Origin of the sequence: Klebsiella sp. NPDC088457 (assembly GCF_044900465.1) — a bacterium.
Classification (GTDB): Bacteria; Pseudomonadota; Gammaproteobacteria; order Enterobacterales; family Enterobacteriaceae; genus Klebsiella.
In genome coordinates this window covers 123,895-144,873 of the sequence record NZ_JBJDNH010000008.1, presented here as the reverse complement: position 1 = coordinate 144,873, position 20,979 = coordinate 123,895, and the positions used below count along the sequence as shown (strand labels likewise).

Genomic DNA, 20,979 nt, shown 5'->3' with positions numbered 1-20,979 from the left:
ATGGGTGGTGCGCTGATAACGGCAGACGGGGAAGCGATCGAGGGAGAGGCGCTGGATGATGTCGAGGTGTGCGGGGTGCTGACGCATAACATCATCAACATGTTACAGGATGAATCACCTGTGTAAGTTTGAAAAATGGTGCGCACCTAAATTTCATCTTTACGTAATGCAGGATACCTTGCATTTTGAGGGGGTTAAACTTGAGGAGTTTGGTTCTGGAAGGATGCTCGCAAAAGGAATGGGGCATGCATGGGGCATAAAATGAGGGCGAACGAGGGCGAACTTAGTAACCATGTATCCATCAAGGCCATAACCTGTTGTTTATGAATGCGCTCTTGGGCGACCTTGGATGTTAATAGAAACTACGCTCTTATATTATCAATATGTAGCAATTTTCGTGTTTGACGTTGAAAAGATGAAGATTCTGCATAGCGCGATCTACACAACAGGAATAGACTGGGTTCGACACTTTATGGAACATGCTAAAGGTTTTTTATGACACAACAGCCCCAAGCCAAATACCGCCACGATTACCGTGCGCCGGATTATCTGATTAGCGATATCGATTTGACCTTTGACCTGGATGCCGCGAAAACCGTTGTCACGGCTGAGAGCAAAGTCTCCCGTCACGCGGCTGCGTCTGATGTGCCATTGCGTCTGGATGGCGAAGACCTGACGTTGGTCTCCCTGCAGGTCGATGGCCAGCCGTGGAGCAACTATAAAGAAGAAAATAACCAACTGGTGATCGCTGGATTGCCGGAACATTTCACCCTGACGATCGTCAATGAAATCAGCCCGGCGGCCAATACCGCGCTGGAAGGGCTGTACCAGTCCGGCGAAGCGCTGTGTACCCAGTGCGAGGCGGAAGGCTTCCGTCATATTACCTGGTATCTGGATCGCCCGGACGTGCTGGCGCGTTTTACCACCAAAATTATTGCCGATAAAACGAAATATCCCTACCTGCTCTCCAACGGCAACCGCGTGGCGCAGGGCGAACTGGAAAACGGCCGGCACTGGATCCAGTGGCAGGACCCGTTCCCGAAACCATGCTATCTGTTTGCGCTGGTGGCCGGTGACTTCGACGTGCTGCGCGATACCTTCAAAACCCGTTCCGGGCGTGAAGTGGCGCTGGAGCTGTTCGTCGATCGCGGCAACCTCGATCGCGCGCCGTGGGCGATGACCTCCCTCAAAAACTCGATGAAATGGGACGAAACCCGTTTTGGTCTCGAGTACGATCTCGACATCTATATGATTGTCGCCGTCGACTTCTTTAATATGGGGGCGATGGAGAATAAGGGGCTGAACGTCTTTAACTCCAAATACGTTCTGGCGCGCACCGATACCGCAACCGATAAAGATTATCTCGATATTGAGCGGGTGATCGGCCACGAATATTTCCACAACTGGACCGGCAACCGCGTCACCTGCCGCGACTGGTTCCAGCTGAGCCTGAAAGAAGGGCTGACCGTCTTCCGCGATCAGGAGTTCAGCTCTGACCTTGGCTCGCGTGCGGTCAACCGCATTAACAACGTGCGCACCATGCGCGGCCTGCAGTTCGCCGAAGACGCCAGCCCGATGGCCCATCCGATTCGCCCGGATATGGTCATTGAGATGAATAACTTCTATACCCTGACGGTGTATGAAAAAGGCGCGGAAGTGATCCGTATGCTGCACACCCTGTTAGGGGAAGCCAACTTCCAGAAAGGGATGCAGCTGTACTTTGAACGGCATGACGGCAGCGCCGCGACCTGCGACGATTTCGTCCAGGCGATGGAAGATGCTTCCAATGTCGACCTGTCCCATTTCCGTCGCTGGTACAGCCAGTCCGGTACGCCGGTGGTCAGCGTTCATGATGACTATAACCCGGAAACGGAACAGTACACGCTTACCATCAGCCAGCATACGCCGCCGACCGCCGAGCAGCAGGAGAAGCTGCCGCTGCATATTCCGTTCGATATCGAACTGTATGATAACGAAGGCAAGGCGATCCCGCTGCAGAAAGGGGGGCATCCGGTCCATCACGTGCTGAACGTGACCCAGGCCGAACAGACTTTCGTCTTTGACAATGTCTACTTCCAGCCGGTACCGGCGCTGCTTTGCGAATTCTCCGCACCGGTGAAGCTGGAGTATAAGTGGAGCGACCAGCAGCTGACGTTCCTGATGCGCCATGCGCGCAACGACTTCTCCCGCTGGGATGCCGCGCAGAGTCTGCTGGCGACCTACATCAAACTGAACGTTAACCGCCATCAGCAAGGGCAACCGCTGTCGCTGCCGATTCACGTCGCCGATGCGTTCCGCGCGATCCTGCTGGATGAGAAGATCGATCCGGCGCTGGCGGCCGAAATTCTGACGCTGCCTTCCGCGAGCGAAATCGCCGAGCTGTTTGCCATCATCGACCCGATCGCCATTGTGGCGGTACGCGAAGCGTTGACCCGCACGCTTGCGAAAGAGCTGGCGGACGAGTTCCTCGCGGTTTACCACGCCAATAAGCTGGCGAGCTATCGCGTGGAGCATGGCGATATCGGCAAACGTTCACTGCGTAATACCTGCCTGCGCTATCTGGCGTTTGGTGATGCTGAACTGGCGGATAAGCTGGTCGTCGCCCAGTATCAGCAGGCCGACAACATGACCGACGCGCTGGCCGCGCTGTCAGCGGCGGTCGCCGCGCAGCTGCCTTGCCGCGATGCCCTGATGCAGGAATATGACGATAAATGGCACCAGGACGGCCTGGTCATGGACAAATGGTTCATCCTGCAGGCCACCAGCCCGGCGGATAATGCGCTGGAAACGGTGCGCGGCCTGCTGAACCACCGTTCGTTCAGCATCAGCAATCCGAACCGCGTGCGTTCGCTGATTGGCGCGTTTGCCGGCAGCAACCCGGCGGCATTCCACGCCGAAGATGGCAGCGGGTATCAGTTCCTGGTGGAGATGCTGACCGAGCTCAACAGCCGTAATCCACAGGTGGCCTCGCGCCTGATTGAGCCGTTGATTCGTCTGAAACGCTATGACGCCAAACGTCAGGCGCTGATGCGCGCGGCGCTGGAGCAGTTGAAAGGTCTGGAGAATCTCTCCGGGGATCTGTTCGAGAAAATCAGTAAAGCGTTAGCGTAAATGCCTTATCCGGGCTACCGATCGCAGGATCCGTAGCCCGGAATCGGGCGTTTAACCGTGACTAAACAAGCGCGGCGCAGGTTCATTCTTGCCGCGTTTCATCACCCGGTTCAGCACTTCCGCTTCCAGCTCAGCCAGTCTGGCTGACCCGGTACGGCGCGGTCGTGGGATATCGACGACTAAATCCAGTCCAATCTTGCCTTCTTCAATTAACAGCACCCGGTCGGCCATCGCCACCGCTTCGCTCACGTCGTGGGTCACCAGCAGTACGGTAAAACCGTGCTCCTGCCACAGGGAAACGATCAGATCCTGCATTTCCAGGCGGGTAAGGGCATCCAGCGCGCCCAGCGGTTCATCCAGCAGCAGCAGGCCCGGGCGGTGAATCAACGCGCGAGCCAGCGCCACCCGCTGTTTCTGCCCGCCGGAGAGCGCCGCCGGCCAGTCTCCCGCGCGGCTTTCGAGGCCAACGCTGGCCAGCGCCTGGAGCGCGGCCTCGCGCCATGAGCCTTTTAGCCCAAGTCCGACGTTATCGATGACCGTTTTCCACGGCAGCAGCCGTGAGTCCTGAAACATCATGCGGGTATCGTCCTGGATCTGCGCCAGCGGCGTCGCACCCGCCAGCAGCTCGCCGCCGTTAGGTTTTTCCAGCCCGGCCAGCAGCCGCAGCAGGGTGCTTTTACCGCCGCCGCTGCGCCCGACTACCGCGACAAACTGCCCGGTAGGAATATGCAGGTCCAGCTCATTAAGAATGGTGTTCTCGCCGTAGCGTTTGGTCACGCCGTTCAGCAACAGCGGGATCCCTGGGTTCAGACGGGCAGTGGTCATGCGTTGGCCTCCTGAAGGTGATAAGCCGGGTTCCAGCGAAGCCAGACGCGTTCCAGTAGCTGGGCGCTGAAGTCGGCCAGTTTGCCAAGAATGGCGTAGAGAATGATGGCTACCACCACCACATCGGTTTGCAGAAATTCCCGCGCATTCATCGCCAGATAGCCGATCCCGGCGTTGGCGGAGATGGTTTCGGCCACGATCAGCGTTAGCCACATCAGACCAAGCGCAAAGCGGATGCCGACCATAATCGAGGGCAGGGCGCCGGGCAGAATGACGTGGCGGAATAAGGCGAAGCCGGACAGGCCATAGCTACGCGCCATCTCCACCAGCCCGCGATCGATATTACGGATGCCGTGCCAGGTATTGATGTAGATCGGGAACATGGTCCCCAGCGCGACGAGGAAGATTTTGGCGCTTTCATCGATGCCGAACCATAAAATAACCAGCGGAATCAACGCCAGATGCGGGACGTTACGCAGCATCTGAATCGAGGTATCCAGCAGGCGTTCCCCCCAGCGTGACAGGCCGCTAATCAGGCCCAGCACCAGCCCGATGGAACCGCCGATAGCGAAGCCCAACAGCGCGCGCCATGAGCTGATAGCCAGGTGTTGCCACAGCTCTCCGCTGGCGGAGAGCGTCCAGAAGGCTTTCAGTACCCCCTCCGGAGAGGGGAGAATACGGGTCGATAGCCAGCCTACCGAAGAGGCGATTTGCCAGACGATGACGGTCCCTACCGGCAGAAGCCAGGGAGCGACCCGCAGCAGCAGTTTTTGCGCCGATGTTGCCATGACCTGCTCCTTAACTCTGCGCCGCTTTACGCGGGATAAATTCATTCGCCACCGCTTCGCCCTGCTGACGCAGGCTATGCGGCTGCGGGATCGACGGAATATTGACATCTAGCAGGGGGAACAGCAGCTCCCCGACGCGATAAGCCTCTTCAAGATGCGGATAGCCGGAAAAGATAAAGCTATCAATACCGAGGGCGGCATATTCGTTGATGCGTTCGGCCACGGTGGCCGCATCGCCCACCAGCGCGGTACCCGCGCCACCGCGCGCTAACCCCACGCCGGCCCACAGATTGGGGCTGATTTCGAGCTTGTCGCGCTGGCCATTATGCAGAGCCGCCATCCGGTGTTGCCCCACCGAATCGGTTTGCGCAAAGGCAGCCTGCGCCCGGGCAATGGTCTCATCATCAAGATGAGAAATAAGACTCTCCGCCGCTTGCCAGGCCTCTTCATTGGTTTCTCTGACAATGACATGCAGACGAATGCCGAAGCGTACCTGGCGGCCAAGCCGGGCCGCTTTTTCACGGACCTGGGCGATTTTTTCCGCCACCTGGGCCGGAGGCTCCCCCCAGGTAAGGTATAAATCAACCTGCTCAGCGGCGAGATCCTGCGCCACTTCGGAAGAACCGCCGAAGTAGAGCGGGGGGCGCGGCTGCTGCAGCGGCGGGAATAACAGCTTCGCGCCGCGTACGCGCTGGTGTTTACCGTGGAAGGTGACCGTTTCGCCTTCCATCAGGCGGCGCCAGATATGGGTAAATTCAGATGAGGCTTCGTAGCGTTCGGTATGGTCGAGGAATACGCCGTCGCCGGCGAGCTCCTGCGGATCGCTGCCGGTCACCAGATTAAACAACGCCCGACCGTTGGACAGGCGGTCGAGGGTGGCGGCCTGGCGTGCGGCGACCGTGGGTGACATCACGCTTGGGCGCAGGGCGACGAGGAACTTCAGACGCTGGGTGACCGGAATCATCGAGGCGGCCACCAGCCACGCATCTTCACAGGAGCGCCCGGTCGGGATCAGGACACCGGTAAAACCGAGACGATCGGCGGTTTGCGCGATCTGTTGCAGGTAGCCGTGGTCGACCGGGCGAGCGCCTTCTTCCGTACCAAGATAGCGACCATCACCGTGGGTCGGTAAAAACCAGAACATATTCAGACTCATGATTTCGCTCCTTGTGCGGTTGCGGGATGCCAGATGCGGTCGCGGATATCGACTTTTTTTGGTACCAGCTTGTTCTCGTAAAACAGGTCGGCGGTTTGCTGCTGGCGGGCTGCCGTTTCGGCGCTGACCGGCGTAATGATGGTGGGCGGGCGATGGTCCAGATAGCTGGCGATCACCGCTTCAGGCAGGCCCATGATTTTTGCCAGCAGGGCAATGCTTTGCGGGCGCTGGCTCTGCGTCAGGGCGTCGGCCTGGCTGAAGGTCTCGAGCACGCCGGTAATAAAGGCACCGTTTTTCTCGGCGTAGGGGCGAGAAGCCAGATAGAAAGAGCCGGTTTGTTTCAGGTCGGTGCCATCCTTCAGCACCCGGGCGCGACTTTGCTGCAGGGCCGCGGAATAGTACGGATCCCAGATAGCCCAGGCATCGACATTGCCCTGTTGGAACGCGGCGCGGGCGTCGGCAGGGGCGAGATAGACCGGCTGAATATCGCTGAATGTCAGGCCCGCCTGCTGCAGCGCGCGCAGCAGCAGATTGTGTGAACTGGAGCCTTTCTGGAAGGCCACCTTACGTCCTTTTAACTCAGCCACGTTTTTGATCGGGCTGTTTTCCGCCACCAGAATCACCTCTGCTTTCGGCTTCGGCGGCTCGGCGCCGACGTAGAGCAGATCGGCCCCGGCGGCCTGAGCGAAAATGGGCGGTATATCGCCAGCACTGCCGAGGTCAATACTGCCGACGTTTAATGCCTCGAGCATCTGGGGGCCAGCGGGAAACTCCACCCAGGAAATTTTGGTGTTCGGGTAGCGTTTTTCCAGCAGCTGGTAACTTTTAGCCAGCACCATACTGACGCCCCCTTTTTGGTAGCCGATGCGCAGCGCGTCCGGCGCGGATTCTGCCGCATGGCCCAGGGCGGAGAGCGTCAGCAACCCGCCAAGTGCCAGGGCACGCAGGGGATTAAGCATGTTCCACCCCGCGAATCGTGTTCAGCGCGGGAGCACGGCTGCTCGGACGGTGCAGCGCCTGCCAGAAGGTCTCCAGCGCCAGATCGAGGCGTCCTTGCAGGTTAGGCGTGAACTGCGGCTTGTGCTGATAGTCGGTTACCTGGCTGTCATCGGCAAAGACGCCGTGGAGGATCTCCTGGGCTTTCAGGGCATTGAGCACCGGTTTCAGCGCATAATCTACCGCCAGCATATGTGCGATGGTGCCGCCGGTGGCCAGCGGTAAGACGATTTTACCTTCCAGCGCCCGTTCCGGGAGCAGGTCGAGCAGCGTCTTCAGCGCGCCGGAAAATGAGGCTTTATAGACCGGGGTGGCGATAATCAGCCCATCGGCGCCCGCCAGCTGTTCGTTCAGGGTATGCAGCGCCGGGTTATCGAAACGGGCATAAAGAAGGTCTTCCGGGGCAAAATTCTGCAAATGCCAGTGGCAGACTTCAACATCAGCGGCGGAGAGCGTCTCTCTGGCATATTCCAGAAGCGCGCTGGAACGGGAAGGGTAGCGTGGGCTACCTGCTAGTGTAATGACACGCATTTTCTCTCTCTCCTTATAACCAAATGTTTGCATTTATCTATAATTGATAACATTTGATGGCAGTGTGACAGAGCCGATTTATTTCCCTAAATGATTTTTCCACCCTTGTTTTGTCAGAATTTGCATAACGCGGGCGTGAAAAGTAAACGTTTGCGCTGGATGTGACATTTTTTGTCGCAGGTCAATTCCCTTTCCGTCGTCGATCGAACATAATACGCCCCCGGTTTGCACACCGGGAATCCAGGAGAGTTCATGTACTACCCCTTCGTTCGTAAAGCTCTTTTTCAGCTCGATCCTGAGCGCGCTCATGAAGTAACCTTTCAACAATTACGCCGTGTATCAGGTACGCCGCTGGAAATGCTGGTCCGCCAGAAGGTGCCGTCTAAACCGGTCACCTGTATGGGACTCACGTTTAAGAATCCGCTGGGTCTGGCCGCCGGGCTGGATAAGAATGGCGAGTGTATTGATGCGCTTGGCGCCATGGGCTTTGGGTCAATTGAGATTGGTACCGTGACGCCGCGCCCGCAGCCGGGTAATGATAAGCCAAGGATCTTCCGTCTGGTGGATGCCGAGGGTTTGATCAACCGCATGGGCTTTAATAACCACGGTGTTGATAACCTGGTTGAGAACGTAAAAAAGGCGCATTTTGACGGTATTCTCGGGATTAATATCGGCAAAAATAAAGATACCCCGGTTGAGCAGGGTAAAGATGATTATCTGATTTGTATGGAAAAAGTCTATCCCTACGCCGGTTATATCGCCATTAATATCTCTTCGCCGAATACGCCGGGGCTGCGTACCCTGCAATACGGTGAGGCCCTCGATGATTTACTCTCCGCGATTAAAAATAAGCAACTTGAGCTGCAGCAGAAGCATCAGAAATATGTTCCTGTGGCGGTGAAGATCGCGCCGGATCTTTCTCCTGAGGAATTGATCCAGGTGGCCGATAGTTTAGTCCGGCATAATATTGATGGCGTCATCGCCACCAACACCACTCTGGATCGTTCGCTGGTGCAGGGGATGAAATTCTGTGATGAAACCGGTGGTCTTAGCGGTCGTCCATTGCAATTAAAGAGTACGGAAATTATCCGTATGCTGGCGATGGAATTAAATGGTCGCTTGCCGATTATCGGCGTTGGCGGGATTGACTCGGTGATTGCGGCTCGGGAAAAGATGGCTGCCGGCGCCAGTCTGCTGCAGATTTATTCCGGATTTATTTTTAAAGGCCCCCCGCTGATTAAAGAAATTGTTACCCATATCTAATCTTTTCCCCCTCTGATACCCCCCAGGGCTTTATTTCCGGCCCTGGTTGTTTTATATTCCTTCATTGTTGCTTATTTAGACATTTTAGTCTTTTCTTAATTTTGGAATTATTCTGTTGCAGGATGTCATGGCATTACAGACGGAAGTGAAAGAGGACGGGGGAACAATGCGAATTAAACCTGACGATAACTGGCGTTGGTATTACGATGAAGAGCACGATCGTATGATGCTCGATCTGGCCAATGGTATGTTGTTCCGTTCGCGTTTCGCGCGTCGGATGTTAACGCCTGATGCTTTTTCACCGTCCGGGTTTTGTGTCGACGATGCTGCTCTTTATTTCTCATTTGAAGAAAAATGCCGCGATATAGAATTATCTAAAGAGCAGCGTGCGGAATTAGTCCTTAATGCGCTGGTAGCGATTCGTTTTCTGAAACCGCAGATGCCGAAAAGCTGGCATTTCACCACCCACGCTGAGTGCTGGCAGCCGGGCAGCGGCGATGCCGCCAGCGCCTGGTTGAGCGACACCGGGCAGCAGGTCAATCTGCTGGTGGTGGAGCCGGGTGAAAATGCCGCGCTGTGCCTGCTGGCGCAACCGGGGCTGACGCTCGCCGGACGAACGATGCAGCTGGGGGATGTGATTAAAATCATGAACGACAGACTGCAGCCGGCACCGGGCGTGGCCAGCTACAGCCTGGGTCAGGCGGTTTAGAAACACGCTTCCGCGCTCAAGGCGCCAGCCGTAAGGCGGTTTTCGGCACGCAGCTACAGCACAGAATCGTGCCATCCGAGGCCTGTGCGTTCTTCTTCAGCGGGCTGACTTCACCTTCCTCCAGACGAATCCGGCAGCTGCCGCAGATGCCCGCCCGGCAGGAATAGGCAATACGTATACCCTGTTGTTCCAGCTGCTCCAGCAGCACCTGCTGGTTGTTTCCCTTAAAATGCTGCCCCTGCCATTCGATGTCGACGGTGGTACTCTGCTGCGGGGTCAGCGCCAGCGTATCGTCGCTATCGCCTGCGCCATAGGCCCTGGCCGGACCGCGGGTCAGGATTTCCACTTCATCGCCAGCGCGCACCACGCCGCTGTTACGGGCAATCAGATTCTGGCCGAAATCGACATCGCCGTTATCCAGCGCGGTCCGGAAGCGTTGCAGCGTGGCTAACGGTTCGCCGGAAGGGTGTTTTTGTCCGCGCTCCGGACTGACGGTGGTTAGCACGCAGCGGCTGCAGGGCTTCGCGACGTCAAAAACGACCTCGCCGATGCGAATCACTTTCCAGGTGTCTTCTTCCCAGGCCGCGGCGCCGGTCACTACCAGATTGGGGCGAAACTGTTCCATGCGCACGCCGGCCGGGCAACGGTTTTGCAGATCGCGCAGCGAGGCTTCATTGGTCAGCAGGTAGGGGAAACCATCCGCGAAGGTGAGAGGAACGGCATCATGGCGCTTAACCCGGCGGGTGAGCTGCGGCCCCAGCCAGCGGAGCTGAACGTCGCGGTTGAAGAAAGCGCTGAGCCATTGGTTGATCGCCGGGGGGGCGATCAGGGCGGTAAAGTGGTTACCCCACACTTCGGTAGGCTCGCCCTGCGGGGCAAAATCGCTGAAACGCACGATCGCGCTGCTGCCGTCGACCGCCGTCAGGTGAATCCCATCATGCAGCGGCGCGGGGGTAAACTTCACCATCTGGGGGAACTGACGGGCGGTAATAAAGGTGCCATCGGTTTCCGTCACCATAAACGCGCGATCGAAAGCCAGGCCGCTGATATCGGCAAACGCGTGCGTCAGGCCAATTCCTCGCATGGATTTGACAGGGTGAATAAAAAGTCGCGATAGCGTTATCATGCGCAGCCTCTGGGCTTAAAAATAAGCCTTTAACTTTATGACATAGGGCGCATATTGGCTATAATGCGCAACAATTTTCTTTTAGTAAAAGTGACGATATGAATTCTCTGTTTGCCAGTACGGCTCGTGGCCTTGAAGAGCTGTTAAAAACTGAACTGGAAGCACTTGGCGCGATGGACTGCCAGGTAGTCCAGGGCGGGGTCCATTTTCAGGGAGATACGCGCCTGCTGTATCAAAGCCTGATGTGGAGCCGACTGGCTTCGCGCATCATGCTGCCGCTCGGTCAGTGTAGCGTGTATAGCGACCTGGATCTTTACCTTGGCGTTCAGGCCATTCCATGGACGGAGATTTTCACCCCCGACGCCACTTTCGCCGTGCATTTTAGCGGGCTGAACGAGGAAATACGTAACAGCCAGTACGGGGCGTTAAAGGTCAAAGATGCGATCGTCGATAGCTTTACGCGCAAAAACCTGCCGCGTCCCAACGTCGATCGCGAACATCCCGATCTGCGGATTAACGTCTGGCTGAATAAAGAGACGGCGCACATCTCGTTGGATCTCAGCGGCGAAGGTCTGCACCTGCGCGGTTACCGCGATGGCACCGGTATGGCGCCGATCAAAGAAACGCTCGCCTCGGCGATTGTCACGCGTTCTGGCTGGGTTCCCGGGACGCCACTGCTCGATCCAATGTGCGGTTCCGGTACCTTGCTAATCGAAGCCGCGATGCTGGCGACCGATCGCGCACCGGGCCTGCATCGCGGGCACTGGGGCTTTAACGGCTGGCTGCAGCACGATGAGGCGGTGTGGAAAGAGGTGAAAGCCGAAGCGCAAACCCGCGCCCGTAAAGGGCTGGCGGGGTATGAATCGCGCTTCTATGGCTCCGACGTTGATGCCCGCGTGATTGAACGCGCGCGCAGCAACGCCCGTCGCGCCGGCGTCGGCGAGCTGATCGCATTTGAAGCAAAAGATGTCGCCCAGCTCAGCAATCCGCTGCCGAAAGGCCCTTACGGTACCGTAATCAGCAACCCGCCGTATGGTGAGCGTCTGGAAAGCGAGCCGGCGCTGATCGCGCTGCATAGCCTACTTGGCCGGACGATGAAAAGCCAGTTTGGCGGCTGGAACCTGTCGCTGTTCAGCGCCTCTCCGGAACTGCTGAGCTGCCTGCAGCTGCGTGCGGACAAACAGTTTAAAGCGAAAAACGGCCCGCTGGACTGCGTGCAGAAGAACTACCACCTTGCGGAAAACGAAGGCGGTGGTGCGGTATCGCTGGCGGAGGATTTCGCTAACCGGCTGCGCAAAAATCTGAAAAAATTTGAAAAATGGGCGCGTCAGGAAGGGATTGAATGCTATCGCCTGTACGATGCCGATCTCCCGGAATATAACGTCGCCATCGATCGCTACGGCGAGTGGGTGGTCGTCCAGGAGTATGCGCCGCCGAAAACGGTCGATGCGCATAAGGCGCGTCAGCGTCTGTTTGATATTATTGCGGCGACTATCTCCGTACTCGGCATTGCGCCGAACAAGCTGGTGCTGAAAACCCGCGAGCGGCAGAAAGGCAAAAATCAGTACCAGAAAATGGCCGAGAAGGGCGATTTCCTTGAAGTACAGGAATATAACGCGCGTCTGTGGGTCAACCTGACCGACTATCTGGATACCGGCCTGTTCCTCGATCACCGTATCGCGCGCCGCATGCTAGGCCAGATGAGTAAAGGGAAAGATTTCCTTAACCTTTTCGCCTATACCGGCAGCGCCAGCGTACACGCCGGCCTCGGCGGGGCGCGTTCCACCACCACCGTGGATATGTCCCGGACCTATCTCGAATGGGCCGAGCGTAACCTGCGCCTCAACGGTTTGACCGGGCGCGCGCATCGTCTGATGCAGGCTGACGTGCTGGGCTGGCTGCGCGAGAGTACCGAACAGTTTGATCTGATCTTTATCGATCCGCCGACCTTCTCTAACTCGAAGCGCATGGAAGATGCCTTTGACGTACAGCGCGATCACCTGCGTCTGATGACGGATCTCAAACGTCTGCTGCGCAAAGGTGGCACGATTATGTTCTCGAACAACAAACGCGGTTTCCGTATGGATCATGACGGGCTGGCGCAACTGGGGCTGCAGGCGCAGGAAATTACGCAAAAAACGCTGTCTCAGGATTTTGCCCGTAACCGTCAGATTCACAACTGCTGGCTGATTACCGCAGCCTGAAAGGAATAAAGAATGTCATTAATTAGTATGCATGGTGCCTGGCTCTCCTTCAGCGATTCTCCGCTGCTGGATAATGCCGAGTTGCATATCGAAGATAACGAACGCGTCTGTCTGGTCGGGCGTAATGGCGCGGGTAAATCCACGCTGATGAAGATCCTCAACCGTGAGCAGGGTCTTGACGACGGGCGTATTATTTATGAACAGGATCTGGTGGTTGCCCGTTTGCAGCAGGATCCGCCGCGAAATATCGCCGGCACCGTATACGACTTTGTTGCGGAAGGGATTGAAGAGCAGGCGGCCTATCTGAAGGGCTATCACGATGTCTCGCGCCTGGTGATGACCGACCCGAGCAGCAAAAATTTAAATGAGCTGGCGCGCCTGCAGGATCTGCTGGATAACCTGGGACTGTGGCAGCTGGAAAACCGCATTAACGAAGTTCTCGAACAGCTGGGTCTGGATGCCAACGCCGAGCTGGCGTCGCTGTCCGGCGGCTGGCTGCGTAAAGCCGCCCTTGGCCGCGCGCTGGTCAGCGGCCCGCGCGTGCTGCTGCTGGATGAGCCGACCAACCACCTGGATATCGAAACTATCGACTGGCTGGAAGGTTTCCTCAAGACCTTCAAAGGCACCATTATTTTCATCTCGCACGACCGTTCCTTTATTCGCAACATGGCGACGCGGATCGTCGATCTCGATCGCGGTAAGCTGGTGACCTATCCAGGCAACTACGACCAGTATCTGCTGGAGAAGGAAGAAGCCCTGCGCGTGGAAGAGCTGCAAAATGCCGAGTTTGACCGCAAGCTGGCGCAGGAAGAAGTCTGGATCCGCCAGGGTATAAAAGCGCGGCGTACCCGTAACGAAGGCCGCGTTCGCGCCCTGAAGGCAATGCGTCGCGAACGTGGCGAACGCCGTGAAGTGATGGGTAGCGCGAAAATGCAGGTGGAAGAGGCGGCGCGCTCGGGTAAAATCGTCTTCGAAATGGAGAACGTTGACTACCAGGTTGGCGGTAAAGTACTGGTTAAAGACTTCTCCGCGCAGATTCAGCGCGGCGACAAGATTGCGCTGATTGGCCCTAACGGCTGCGGCAAAACCACGCTGTTGAAACTGATGCTGGGCCAGCTGCAGGCGGACAGTGGACGGGTTCATGTCGGCACGAAGCTGGAAGTGGCCTACTTCGATCAGCATCGCGCCGAGTTGGATCCTGATAAAACGGTGATGGATAACCTGGCCGAAGGCAAGCAGGAAGTGCTGGTCAACGGTAAGCCGCGCCATGTGCTGGGCTATTTACAGGACTTCCTGTTCCATCCGAAACGGGCGATGACGCCGGTGCGCGTGCTATCCGGCGGAGAGCGTAACCGACTGCTGCTGGCGCGCCTGTTCCTTAAGCCAAGCAACCTGTTGATTCTCGATGAACCGACCAACGATCTGGATGTTGAAACCCTCGAACTGCTGGAAGAGCTCATCGATGGCTATCAGGGCAGCGTCATGCTGGTCAGCCACGATCGGCAGTTTGTGGATAACACCGTGACCGAATGCTGGATCTTCGAAGGCGAAGGGCGCATTGGTCAATATGTCGGCGGCTATCACGATGCCCGCGGGCAGCAGTCGCAGTCGTTGGCGCAAAAACAAGCGGTGGCGAAAAAAAGTGTCGAAGTCGCTCAACCGAAAGCAGAAAGTGTCAAACGAGCGCCTGGCAAACTAAGCTATAACCTGCAGCGCGAACTGGAGCAGCTGCCACAGCGGCTGGAAGAACTGGAAGCTCAACTGCAGACGCTGCAGGAGCAGGTTGCCGATCCTGCTTTCTTTGGCCAGTCCCATGATCATACGCAGCAGGTGCTGGCGCAGCTGGCCGAAGCGGAACAGGCGCTGGAAACCGCCTTTGAACGCTGGGAATATCTTGAAGGATTAAAAAACGGCGCATAAGCTGAGGAGTTTTCATGTGCGATCATCATCATGCTGCGCGGCATATTCTGTGCCCACAATGTGATTTGCTGGTGGCTTTGCCGCAGCTGGAGCATCGCCAGAAAGCCGCGTGTCCGCGTTGCGGGACAACGCTGACAACGTCATGGGACGCGCCCCGGCAGCGTCCCACCGCCTATGCGCTGGTGGCGCTGTTTATGCTGCTGCTGGCGAACCTGTTCCCGTTTGTCAACATGAACGTCAGCGGCATCAGCAGCGAAATCAAGCTGCTGGAGATCCCGGACGTTCTGTTCAGCGAGAATTACGCCAGCCTCGGAACCTTCTTTTTGCTCTTTGTGCAGCTGGTACCGACGTTTTGCCTGGTGACGATTCTGCTGTTGGTCAATCGTGTCCATATGCCGCGGGGAGTGAAGGCATTTTTGGCGCGCATTCTGTTCCATCTCAAAACCTGGGGCATGGCGGAAATTTTTCTCGCCGGGGTACTGGTGAGCTTCGTCAAGCTGATGGCGTATGGCGATATCGGCGTCGGCCTGAGTTTCGCGCCCTGGTGTTTGTTCTGCCTGCTCCAGCTGCGCGCGCTGCAGTGCGTGGACAGGCGCTGGTTATGGGACGATATTGCGCCGATGCCGGCGATTAAACCGCCGCTGCGGATTGGCATGCCGGGGATCCATCAGGGCCTGCGCTCATGTTCATGCTGCACCGCCGTTTTAGCGATTGATGAGGCCGTTTGTCCGCGTTGCCAGACCAAAGGGACGGCGCGCCGCAAACACAGTCTGCAGTGGACGCTGGCGCTGCTGTTGACTTCATGCATTCTTTATCTCCCTGCTAATATCATGCCGATCATGATTACTGATTTGCTGGGCGATAAAATGCCCTCCACGATCATGGCCGGGGTGATCCTGCTGTGGAGTGAAGGGTCGTATCCGGTGGCGCTGGTGATATTTATCGCCAGTATTATGGTGCCGACGCTGAAAATGCTCGCGATTGGCTGGCTGTGCTGGAACTCCAACGGTAATGGTCAGCGCGACCCGGAACGCATGCATCTGATTTATGAAGTCGTGGAGTTTGTTGGCCGCTGGTCAATGATTGATGTTTTTGTCATCGCTGTACTCTCGGCGCTGGTGCGCATGGGAGGGTTGATGAGTATCTATCCTGCGATAGGGGCGGTGATGTTTGCGCTCGTTGTTGTCATGACAATGTTCTCAGCCATGACCTTTGACCCTCGTTTGTTGTGGGACCGTGAACCAGATTCAAGCCATGAGGAAATGCAGCAGCATGGAAAATAAGAGCGGAGAAGCAAAAGTGCAAAAGGTGAAGAACTGGTCACCGGTATGGATCTTCCCCATCGTCACTGTGCTTATCGGCGCGTGGATTCTTTTTTATCACTACAGCCATCAGGGGCCGGAGGTGACGCTGATCACCACCAATGCTGAAGGGATTGAAGGTGGTAAAACCCGGATTAAAAGCCGTAGCGTCGACGTTGGCGTGGTGGAAAGCGCTACCCTGACGGACGATCTGACGCACGTTGAGGTTAAAGCCCGTCTTAACTCCGGTATGAAGAAGCTGCTGCACGACGATTCCGTGTTCTGGGTCGTTAAACCGCAGGTGGGACGTGAAGGGATCAGCGGGCTCGGAACCTTGTTGTCCGGGGCCTATATTGAGCTGCAGCCGGGTTCGAAAGGGGGGGAACCCGCCAGGTATCCGCTGCTGGATTCTCCGCCGCTGGCTTCACCGGATGCGAAAGGGATCCGCATTCTGCTGGAAAGCAGTAAAGCCGGCCAGCTCTCTCCTGGCGATCCGGTGCTCTTCCGCGGCTATCGCGTTGGCTCGGTTGAAACCAGCACCTTCGATGCGCAAAAGCGCAGCATCACCTATCAGCTGTTTATCAATGCGCCAAACGATCGTCTGGTCACCTCCAACGTTCGCTTCTGGAAGGATAGCGGTATCGCGGTCGATCTGACCTCGGCGGGGATGCGCGTGGAGATGGGCTCACTGGCCACCCTGTTTGGCGGCGGCGTCAGCTTTGATGTTCCGGAAGGGCTGGAGCTGGGCGAGCCGGTAGCGGACAAAACGGGCTACCACCTGTTCGACGATCAGAAGAGTATTCAGGATTCTGTCTTTACGCAGCACGTTGATTACGTGATGTTCTTTAAAGATTCTATCCGCGGCCTGCAGCCGGGCGCGCCCGTGGAATTCCGCGGCATACGTTTAGGGACCGTCGGTAAAGTGCCCTTCTTTATACCTGGACTGAATCAGCGCCTGAATGATGACTATCGCATTCCGGTAGAGGTGCGTATTGAACCTGGACGGTTGATTAACCAGCTTGGCAGCAACCCGGATATTCCTTCTCATATCGACGATCTGATCAACCGCGGCCTGCGGGGATCCCTGAAAACAGGTAACCTGGTGACCGGGGCGTTGTATATCGATCTCGACTTCTATCCGAAAGCGCCTCCGCGCGGCCAGATTCGTGAGTTTGGATCTTATCCGATCATCCCAACGGTCAGCGGTGGCCTGGCGCAGATTCAGCAGCGCCTGATGGATGCGCTGGATAAGATTAACAATCTGCCGATCAACCCGCTGCTGGAACAGGCGACCAGTACTCTGGCGCAGAGCGAAAAAACGATGCAGCATGTGCAAGCGACGCTGGATAGCCTGAACAAGATAACTTCAAGCCAGTCTATGCAGCAGCTGCCGGGCGATATGCAAAATACGCTGCGTGAGCTGAACCGCAGTATGCAGGGCTTCCAGCCGGGCTCTGCGGCATACAACAAGATGGTGGCGGATATGCAGCGACTGGATCAGGTTCTTCGCGAACTGCAGCCGGTACTGAAAACGCTCAATGATAAGAGCAATGCGCTGGTATTTGAGGCCAGGGATAAAAAAGATCCTCAGCCGAAGGGAGCGAAATAATGAAAAAATGGTTAGTGGCGGCAGCGGTGTGTGCGTTAACGGCGTGCAGCAGCGGTGGGGAGAGTAAAACCTACTATCAGCTGCCCGTTGCCCAGAGCGGCGCGCAAAGCGCCGCCCACCAGAGCAACAAGCTGCTGTGGGTTGAGCAGGTGAGCATCCCGGATTATCTGGCGGGCAACGGCGTGGTTTATCAAACCACGGACGTGCAGTACGTCATTGCCAATAATAACCTGTGGGCCAGTCCGCTCGATCAGCAGCTACGCACCACGCTGGTGGCGAATTTGAGCAACCAGCTGCCGGGCTGGGTGGTCGCATCGCAGCCTCTGGGCAACGACCAGGATACGCTCAACGTCGCGGTGAACGGTTTCCATGGCCGTTACGATGGGCGGGTCATCGTCAGCGGGGAGTGGCTGCTGAAGCATCGGGGCCAGCTGATTAAGCGCCCGTTCAATATTGAGCTTAAGCAGCAGCAGGACGGTTATGATGCGATGGTGAAGACCATGGCTCAGGCCTGGGCTCAGGAAGCGACCGCGATTGCCAGCGAGCTGAACCGTCTGCCATAAGTAAAATGAATGAAAATTAACAGCCGCGGTGGTCTGAAAAACCACCGCGGCTTTTTTATTTTCTCGTCAGGTTGTTACTTGTCCCGGTTCACAGTTTTTGTACAAATGAACTTTCATGTAGCTCACAATTATGACAATGGCGTGAATTTTGCGCATTGACGTTGCCTCAGATTCGCGGTATTCGTTAACCGTGGTTGCATATTTAGTGACCACTGTTTTCTTTTCCACCAGATCAGATAATGAGGGAAACGAGGCATGAAGAGACAAAAACGAGATCGCCTGGAACGGGCACATCAGCGTGGATATCAGGCCGGGATAACCGGAAGATCGAAAGAAATGTGTCCCTACCAGACCTTGAACCAAAGGTCCTACTGGCTAGGAGGCTGGCGAGAAGCCATGGAGGACAGGGTACAAACTGCCTGACTGTCTCTTTAAAAAAGAAGCCTCCGCAGAGCGGGGGCTTCGCCTTGTTTACAGCATTACAGCATGACGGCTTATCAGAACGCGGAAGTGTCCTGGAACAGGCCTACTTTCAGATCGTTGGCGGTGTAGATCAGACGATCGTCAACCAGTACTTCGCCATCCGCCAGGCCCATAATCAGACGACGGTTAACAATGCGTTTGAAGTGAATACGGTAGGTCACTTTCTTCGCCGTCGGCAGTACCTGGCCGGTGAATTTCACTTCACCCACGCCCAGCGCACGGCCTTTGCCTTCGCCGCCGAGCCAGCCCAGATAGAAACCAACCAGCTGCCACATGGCATCCAGACCCAGACAACCCGGCATTACCGGATCGCCGATAAAGTGGCAACCGAAGAACCACAGGTCCGGGTTAATATCGAGTTCTGCTTCAACATAACCTTTATCGTAGTTACCACCCGTTTCGGTCATTTTGATGACGCGGTCCATCATCAGCATATTCGGCGCTGGCAACTGCGGGCCTTTCGCACCAAACAGTTCACCACGACCAGAGGCAAGAAGGTCTTCTTTTGTATAGGATTCGCGTTTATCTACCATTGTTTTCAGTAAGCCTTATTTTGAGTTCGGGACGCAGGATAGCTAACACGTGTAAGCTGAACAAGTCCGATCAGTTAGAACCTGAACCACCTAACCAGCGTAGCGGCCACGGAAAACGATGGCGATTCTCTTGCTGGGTCGCCTGCGCAATCCGTTCCTGAATGGTTTGCCGTAAAGTTTGCCCTTCGCCATCCCATAGCAGCTGGGTCAAAATGGGTAACGCTTCAGTGACATCTTCCACCGCCCAGATGAAAAACTGTTCTTCCGCCACCGCCTGCTGCAGGTCTGCTGACAGACTCAGGTGGCGAATATTCGCCGCTGGGATGATGACGCCTTGTTTACCGGTCAGCCCGCGCTGCTGGCAAATGGCGAAGAAGCCTTCAATTTTCTCATTGAGCCCACCGACCGGCTGTACGCGACCAAACTGATCGACTGAACCGGTAACGGCAATGCTCTGATGAATCGGCACGCTCGCCAGGGCGCTGATTAAGGCGCATAGCTCGGCCATGGAGGCGCTATCGCCGTCCACTTCACTGTAGGATTGCTCGAAGGTCAACGAGGCGGTGAAGGGGAGCTGTTGCTCGAGTTCCAGTTCGGACATCAGAAACGCCTGCATGATCATCATACCTTTGGCGTGAATGTTGCCGCCCAGCTCCGCCTTACGTTCAACGTCGATAAACTCACCATCACCGATGTGGACTACGCAACTGATACGCGACGGCTCGCCAAATGCGCGCGGGTGGCCAGGGAATTCGATCACCGACAGGGCATTAATCTGGCCGATGCACTCGCCTTCGGTTTCAATTAATATCTGTTCCTGCAGGATTTCATCCTGCATCCGCTCGGCGAGATAACCCTCACGCCACTCGCGGCGGGCCAGCATGGTCTGCATCTCTTCTGCCGTGATCTGCTCGCCTTCGCAGAAGGCCGCGGCTTCACGCAGCTGGCGCGCAATCCACAGCGGAGATAGCGGCAGCGTCTCCTGGTCGCCGGTATAGCGTGCGCCTTCCTGAATTAACAGGGGCCAGGCATCAGCGGCCGGTCCCGGCAGTTCAAGCTGTCGGGCGTTTTGCCATACCCACTGACACCATTGTTTCAGCGTCTCGCCATCCGTGATTTGCAGATTATCTTCGTATTCGCTGTAAATCGCCTGGGCAGAAAGCTCAGGCTCCATCTCCTGGAAATCGGCCAGGGCGTCACGCTCGCCAACCAGAATCACCTTCAGGCTGAGCGGCATGGAGGGAATGCTAACCGGCAGAGGACGGGATTCATCGATGGATAGCCAGTCAAAACGCTGGCGGGTGACCATATTTTTCAGGCGCATCCATAGCAGCGGCTGAGCGAGTAGCGCGCGCAGGGAGATAATCAGCACGCCGCCGTTGGTGCGGTGAACCAGCCCCGGCTGCAGGGATATTTCACCGTTAAACTGGCGAACGCAGCCAAAAAGCTGTTCGGCTTCGATCCAGTCGGCAGATTCAACCGGCGCGGTGCTGGCAAAATTATCGTCGGCAGTCTTCGCCGGCGTGAGGGTAACGTTTCCGCCATTGATCTGGTAGCGAACACCGTACAGCGGTGCTGCAGGTTCATGTAAGGTGCGTGTTTCCGTCGTCAGCCATTGCAGATATTCGGGTTCTTCCGGGGCCTTAACCAGCATGAATGATGAAATGGTCGGAGTCACCAGAAGCTGCTCCAGACCATAGAATAAACGGGGCTGCAGTTCGCCTGAGAGGGAAGCCTCTGCCTGGGCTAAATCGGCTTGTGCAAACAGCGCCTGATAACTTTCCGTATCAGGAGCGAGGTCGTTTCGGGTAAGTTTCGTAATGGTCAAAGTCGCTGTTTTTTAGTCAGATGTAAAACGCGC

16 protein-coding genes and 1 pseudogene are annotated in these 20,979 nt (G+C 56.6%); 9 read left to right on the top strand and 8 right to left on the bottom strand.

Features of this window, described 5'->3' with window-relative positions; genetic code table 11:
* Positions 1 to 495 precede the first annotated feature (495 nt).
* Entirely contained in the window at positions 496 to 3,111 is a 2,616-nt protein-coding gene (gene pepN / locus ACI2JR_RS07500; protein ID WP_132727492.1) for an aminopeptidase N, read from the top strand.
* Positions 3,112 to 3,162: 51 nt separating this feature from the next.
* Here pepN and ssuB read toward each other — a convergent pair whose 3' ends face one another.
* The 5 genes and pseudogenes from ssuB to ssuE all read right to left on the bottom strand — a co-directional run bounded on the left by ssuB (position 3,163) and on the right by ssuE (position 7,407).
* Positions 3,163 to 3,936, bottom strand: a complete 774-nt coding sequence (gene ssuB, locus ACI2JR_RS07495) for an aliphatic sulfonates ABC transporter ATP-binding protein (protein ID WP_132727489.1) — start codon at positions 3,934 to 3,936, stop codon at positions 3,163 to 3,165.
* On the bottom strand, positions 3,933 to 4,724 hold the full coding sequence (gene ssuC, locus ACI2JR_RS07490; protein WP_132727486.1) for an aliphatic sulfonate ABC transporter permease SsuC: 792 nt from the start codon (positions 4,722 to 4,724) through the stop codon (positions 3,933 to 3,935). The genes ssuB and ssuC overlap by 4 nt, the downstream gene beginning before the upstream one ends.
* 10 nt (positions 4,725 to 4,734) lie before the next feature.
* Complete coding sequence (ssuD, locus tag ACI2JR_RS07485) at positions 4,735 to 5,880, bottom strand: FMNH2-dependent alkanesulfonate monooxygenase (protein ID WP_132727483.1); 1,146 nt, start codon at positions 5,878 to 5,880, stop codon at positions 4,735 to 4,737.
* Positions 5,840 to 6,839 (bottom strand): annotated as a pseudogene (locus ACI2JR_RS07480) (sulfonate ABC transporter substrate-binding protein). The gene ssuD and the pseudogene ACI2JR_RS07480 overlap by 41 nt, the downstream one beginning before the upstream one ends.
* Positions 6,832 to 7,407, bottom strand: coding sequence for an NADPH-dependent FMN reductase (gene ssuE, locus ACI2JR_RS07475; RefSeq protein WP_132727478.1), 576 nt, complete (start codon positions 7,405 to 7,407; stop codon positions 6,832 to 6,834). The pseudogene ACI2JR_RS07480 and the gene ssuE overlap by 8 nt, the downstream one beginning before the upstream one ends.
* Before the next feature lie 252 nt (positions 7,408 to 7,659).
* Between ssuE and pyrD the strand changes: the two genes are divergently transcribed.
* Together pyrD and zapC are read left to right on the top strand one after the other, a co-directional pair.
* Positions 7,660 to 8,670 (top strand): quinone-dependent dihydroorotate dehydrogenase, encoded by a 1,011-nt coding sequence (gene pyrD / locus ACI2JR_RS07470; RefSeq protein ID WP_462478241.1) that lies wholly within the window; start codon positions 7,660 to 7,662, stop codon positions 8,668 to 8,670.
* Between the two features lie 166 nt (positions 8,671 to 8,836).
* Positions 8,837 to 9,379: a cell division protein ZapC gene (gene zapC, locus ACI2JR_RS07465; protein WP_132728122.1), complete on the top strand. Its 543-nt coding sequence runs from the start codon at positions 8,837 to 8,839 to the stop codon at positions 9,377 to 9,379.
* Between the two features lie 16 nt (positions 9,380 to 9,395).
* Here zapC and ACI2JR_RS07460 read toward each other — a convergent pair whose 3' ends face one another.
* Entirely contained in the window at positions 9,396 to 10,505 is a 1,110-nt protein-coding gene (locus ACI2JR_RS07460) for a YcbX family protein (protein WP_132727473.1), read from the bottom strand.
* A 98-nt stretch (positions 10,506 to 10,603) separates the two neighbouring features.
* Between ACI2JR_RS07460 and rlmKL the strand changes: the two genes are divergently transcribed.
* From rlmKL to rmf, 6 genes are all read left to right on the top strand, one after another.
* Positions 10,604 to 12,709 carry a bifunctional 23S rRNA (guanine(2069)-N(7))-methyltransferase RlmK/23S rRNA (guanine(2445)-N(2))-methyltransferase RlmL gene (gene rlmKL, locus ACI2JR_RS07455; RefSeq protein ID WP_132727470.1) on the top strand — a complete coding sequence of 702 codons (2,106 nt, stop codon included), beginning with the start codon at positions 10,604 to 10,606 and terminating at the stop codon, positions 12,707 to 12,709.
* A gap of 12 nt (positions 12,710 to 12,721) precedes the next feature.
* Positions 12,722 to 14,629, top strand: coding sequence for an ABC transporter ATP-binding protein (locus ACI2JR_RS07450; RefSeq protein ID WP_462478240.1), 1,908 nt, complete (start codon positions 12,722 to 12,724; stop codon positions 14,627 to 14,629).
* Positions 14,630 to 14,643: 14 nt separating this feature from the next.
* The gene (pqiA, locus tag ACI2JR_RS07445) at positions 14,644 to 15,912 is read left to right on the top strand and encodes a membrane integrity-associated transporter subunit PqiA (protein WP_462478239.1); all 1,269 of its coding nucleotides are present in this window, start codon (positions 14,644 to 14,646) and stop codon (positions 15,910 to 15,912) included.
* Positions 15,902 to 17,539, top strand: a complete 1,638-nt coding sequence (gene pqiB, locus ACI2JR_RS07440) for an intermembrane transport protein PqiB (RefSeq protein WP_462478238.1) — start codon at positions 15,902 to 15,904, stop codon at positions 17,537 to 17,539. Before pqiA ends, pqiB begins: the two co-directional genes overlap by 11 nt.
* The gene (gene pqiC, locus ACI2JR_RS07435) at positions 17,539 to 18,102 is read left to right on the top strand and encodes a membrane integrity-associated transporter subunit PqiC (protein WP_132727458.1); all 564 of its coding nucleotides are present in this window, start codon (positions 17,539 to 17,541) and stop codon (positions 18,100 to 18,102) included. Before pqiB ends, pqiC begins: the two co-directional genes overlap by 1 nt.
* A 255-nt stretch (positions 18,103 to 18,357) precedes the next feature.
* Complete coding sequence (gene rmf / locus ACI2JR_RS07430; protein ID WP_004871568.1) at positions 18,358 to 18,525, top strand: ribosome modulation factor; 168 nt, start codon at positions 18,358 to 18,360, stop codon at positions 18,523 to 18,525.
* A 74-nt stretch (positions 18,526 to 18,599) separates the two neighbouring features.
* Here rmf and fabA read toward each other — a convergent pair whose 3' ends face one another.
* Together fabA and ACI2JR_RS07420 are read right to left on the bottom strand one after the other, a co-directional pair.
* The gene (gene fabA / locus ACI2JR_RS07425; RefSeq protein ID WP_002898398.1) at positions 18,600 to 19,118 is read right to left on the bottom strand and encodes a bifunctional 3-hydroxydecanoyl-ACP dehydratase/trans-2-decenoyl-ACP isomerase; all 519 of its coding nucleotides are present in this window, start codon (positions 19,116 to 19,118) and stop codon (positions 18,600 to 18,602) included.
* Positions 19,119 to 19,188: 70 nt separating this feature from the next.
* Positions 19,189 to 20,946 carry an AAA family ATPase gene (locus tag ACI2JR_RS07420; protein WP_132727455.1) on the bottom strand — a complete coding sequence of 586 codons (1,758 nt, stop codon included), beginning with the start codon at positions 20,944 to 20,946 and terminating at the stop codon, positions 19,189 to 19,191.
* Positions 20,947 to 20,979 lie beyond the last annotated feature (33 nt).

What these genes read in the sequence shown, in the direction of transcription:
- pepN (WP_132727492.1), top strand. Translation starts at nt 496, where the DNA reads ATGACACAACAGCCCCAAGCCAAATACCGCCACGATTACCGTGCGCCG.
- ssuB (WP_132727489.1), bottom strand. Translation starts at nt 3,936, where the DNA reads ATGACCACTGCCCGTCTGAACCCAGGGATCCCGCTGTTGCTGAACGGC.
- ssuC (WP_132727486.1), bottom strand. Translation starts at nt 4,724, where the DNA reads ATGGCAACATCGGCGCAAAAACTGCTGCTGCGGGTCGCTCCCTGGCTT.
- ssuD (WP_132727483.1), bottom strand. Translation starts at nt 5,880, where the DNA reads ATGAGTCTGAATATGTTCTGGTTTTTACCGACCCACGGTGATGGTCGC.
- ssuE (WP_132727478.1), bottom strand. Translation starts at nt 7,407, where the DNA reads ATGCGTGTCATTACACTAGCAGGTAGCCCACGCTACCCTTCCCGTTCC.
- pyrD (WP_462478241.1), top strand. Translation starts at nt 7,660, where the DNA reads ATGTACTACCCCTTCGTTCGTAAAGCTCTTTTTCAGCTCGATCCTGAG.
- zapC (WP_132728122.1), top strand. Translation starts at nt 8,837, where the DNA reads ATGCGAATTAAACCTGACGATAACTGGCGTTGGTATTACGATGAAGAG.
- ACI2JR_RS07460 (WP_132727473.1), bottom strand. Translation starts at nt 10,505, where the DNA reads ATGATAACGCTATCGCGACTTTTTATTCACCCTGTCAAATCCATGCGA.
- rlmKL (WP_132727470.1), top strand. Translation starts at nt 10,604, where the DNA reads ATGAATTCTCTGTTTGCCAGTACGGCTCGTGGCCTTGAAGAGCTGTTA.
- ACI2JR_RS07450 (WP_462478240.1), top strand. Translation starts at nt 12,722, where the DNA reads ATGTCATTAATTAGTATGCATGGTGCCTGGCTCTCCTTCAGCGATTCT.
- pqiA (WP_462478239.1), top strand. Translation starts at nt 14,644, where the DNA reads ATGTGCGATCATCATCATGCTGCGCGGCATATTCTGTGCCCACAATGT.
- pqiB (WP_462478238.1), top strand. Translation starts at nt 15,902, where the DNA reads ATGGAAAATAAGAGCGGAGAAGCAAAAGTGCAAAAGGTGAAGAACTGG.
- pqiC (WP_132727458.1), top strand. Translation starts at nt 17,539, where the DNA reads ATGAAAAAATGGTTAGTGGCGGCAGCGGTGTGTGCGTTAACGGCGTGC.
- rmf (WP_004871568.1), top strand. Translation starts at nt 18,358, where the DNA reads ATGAAGAGACAAAAACGAGATCGCCTGGAACGGGCACATCAGCGTGGA.
- fabA (WP_002898398.1), bottom strand. Translation starts at nt 19,118, where the DNA reads ATGGTAGATAAACGCGAATCCTATACAAAAGAAGACCTTCTTGCCTCT.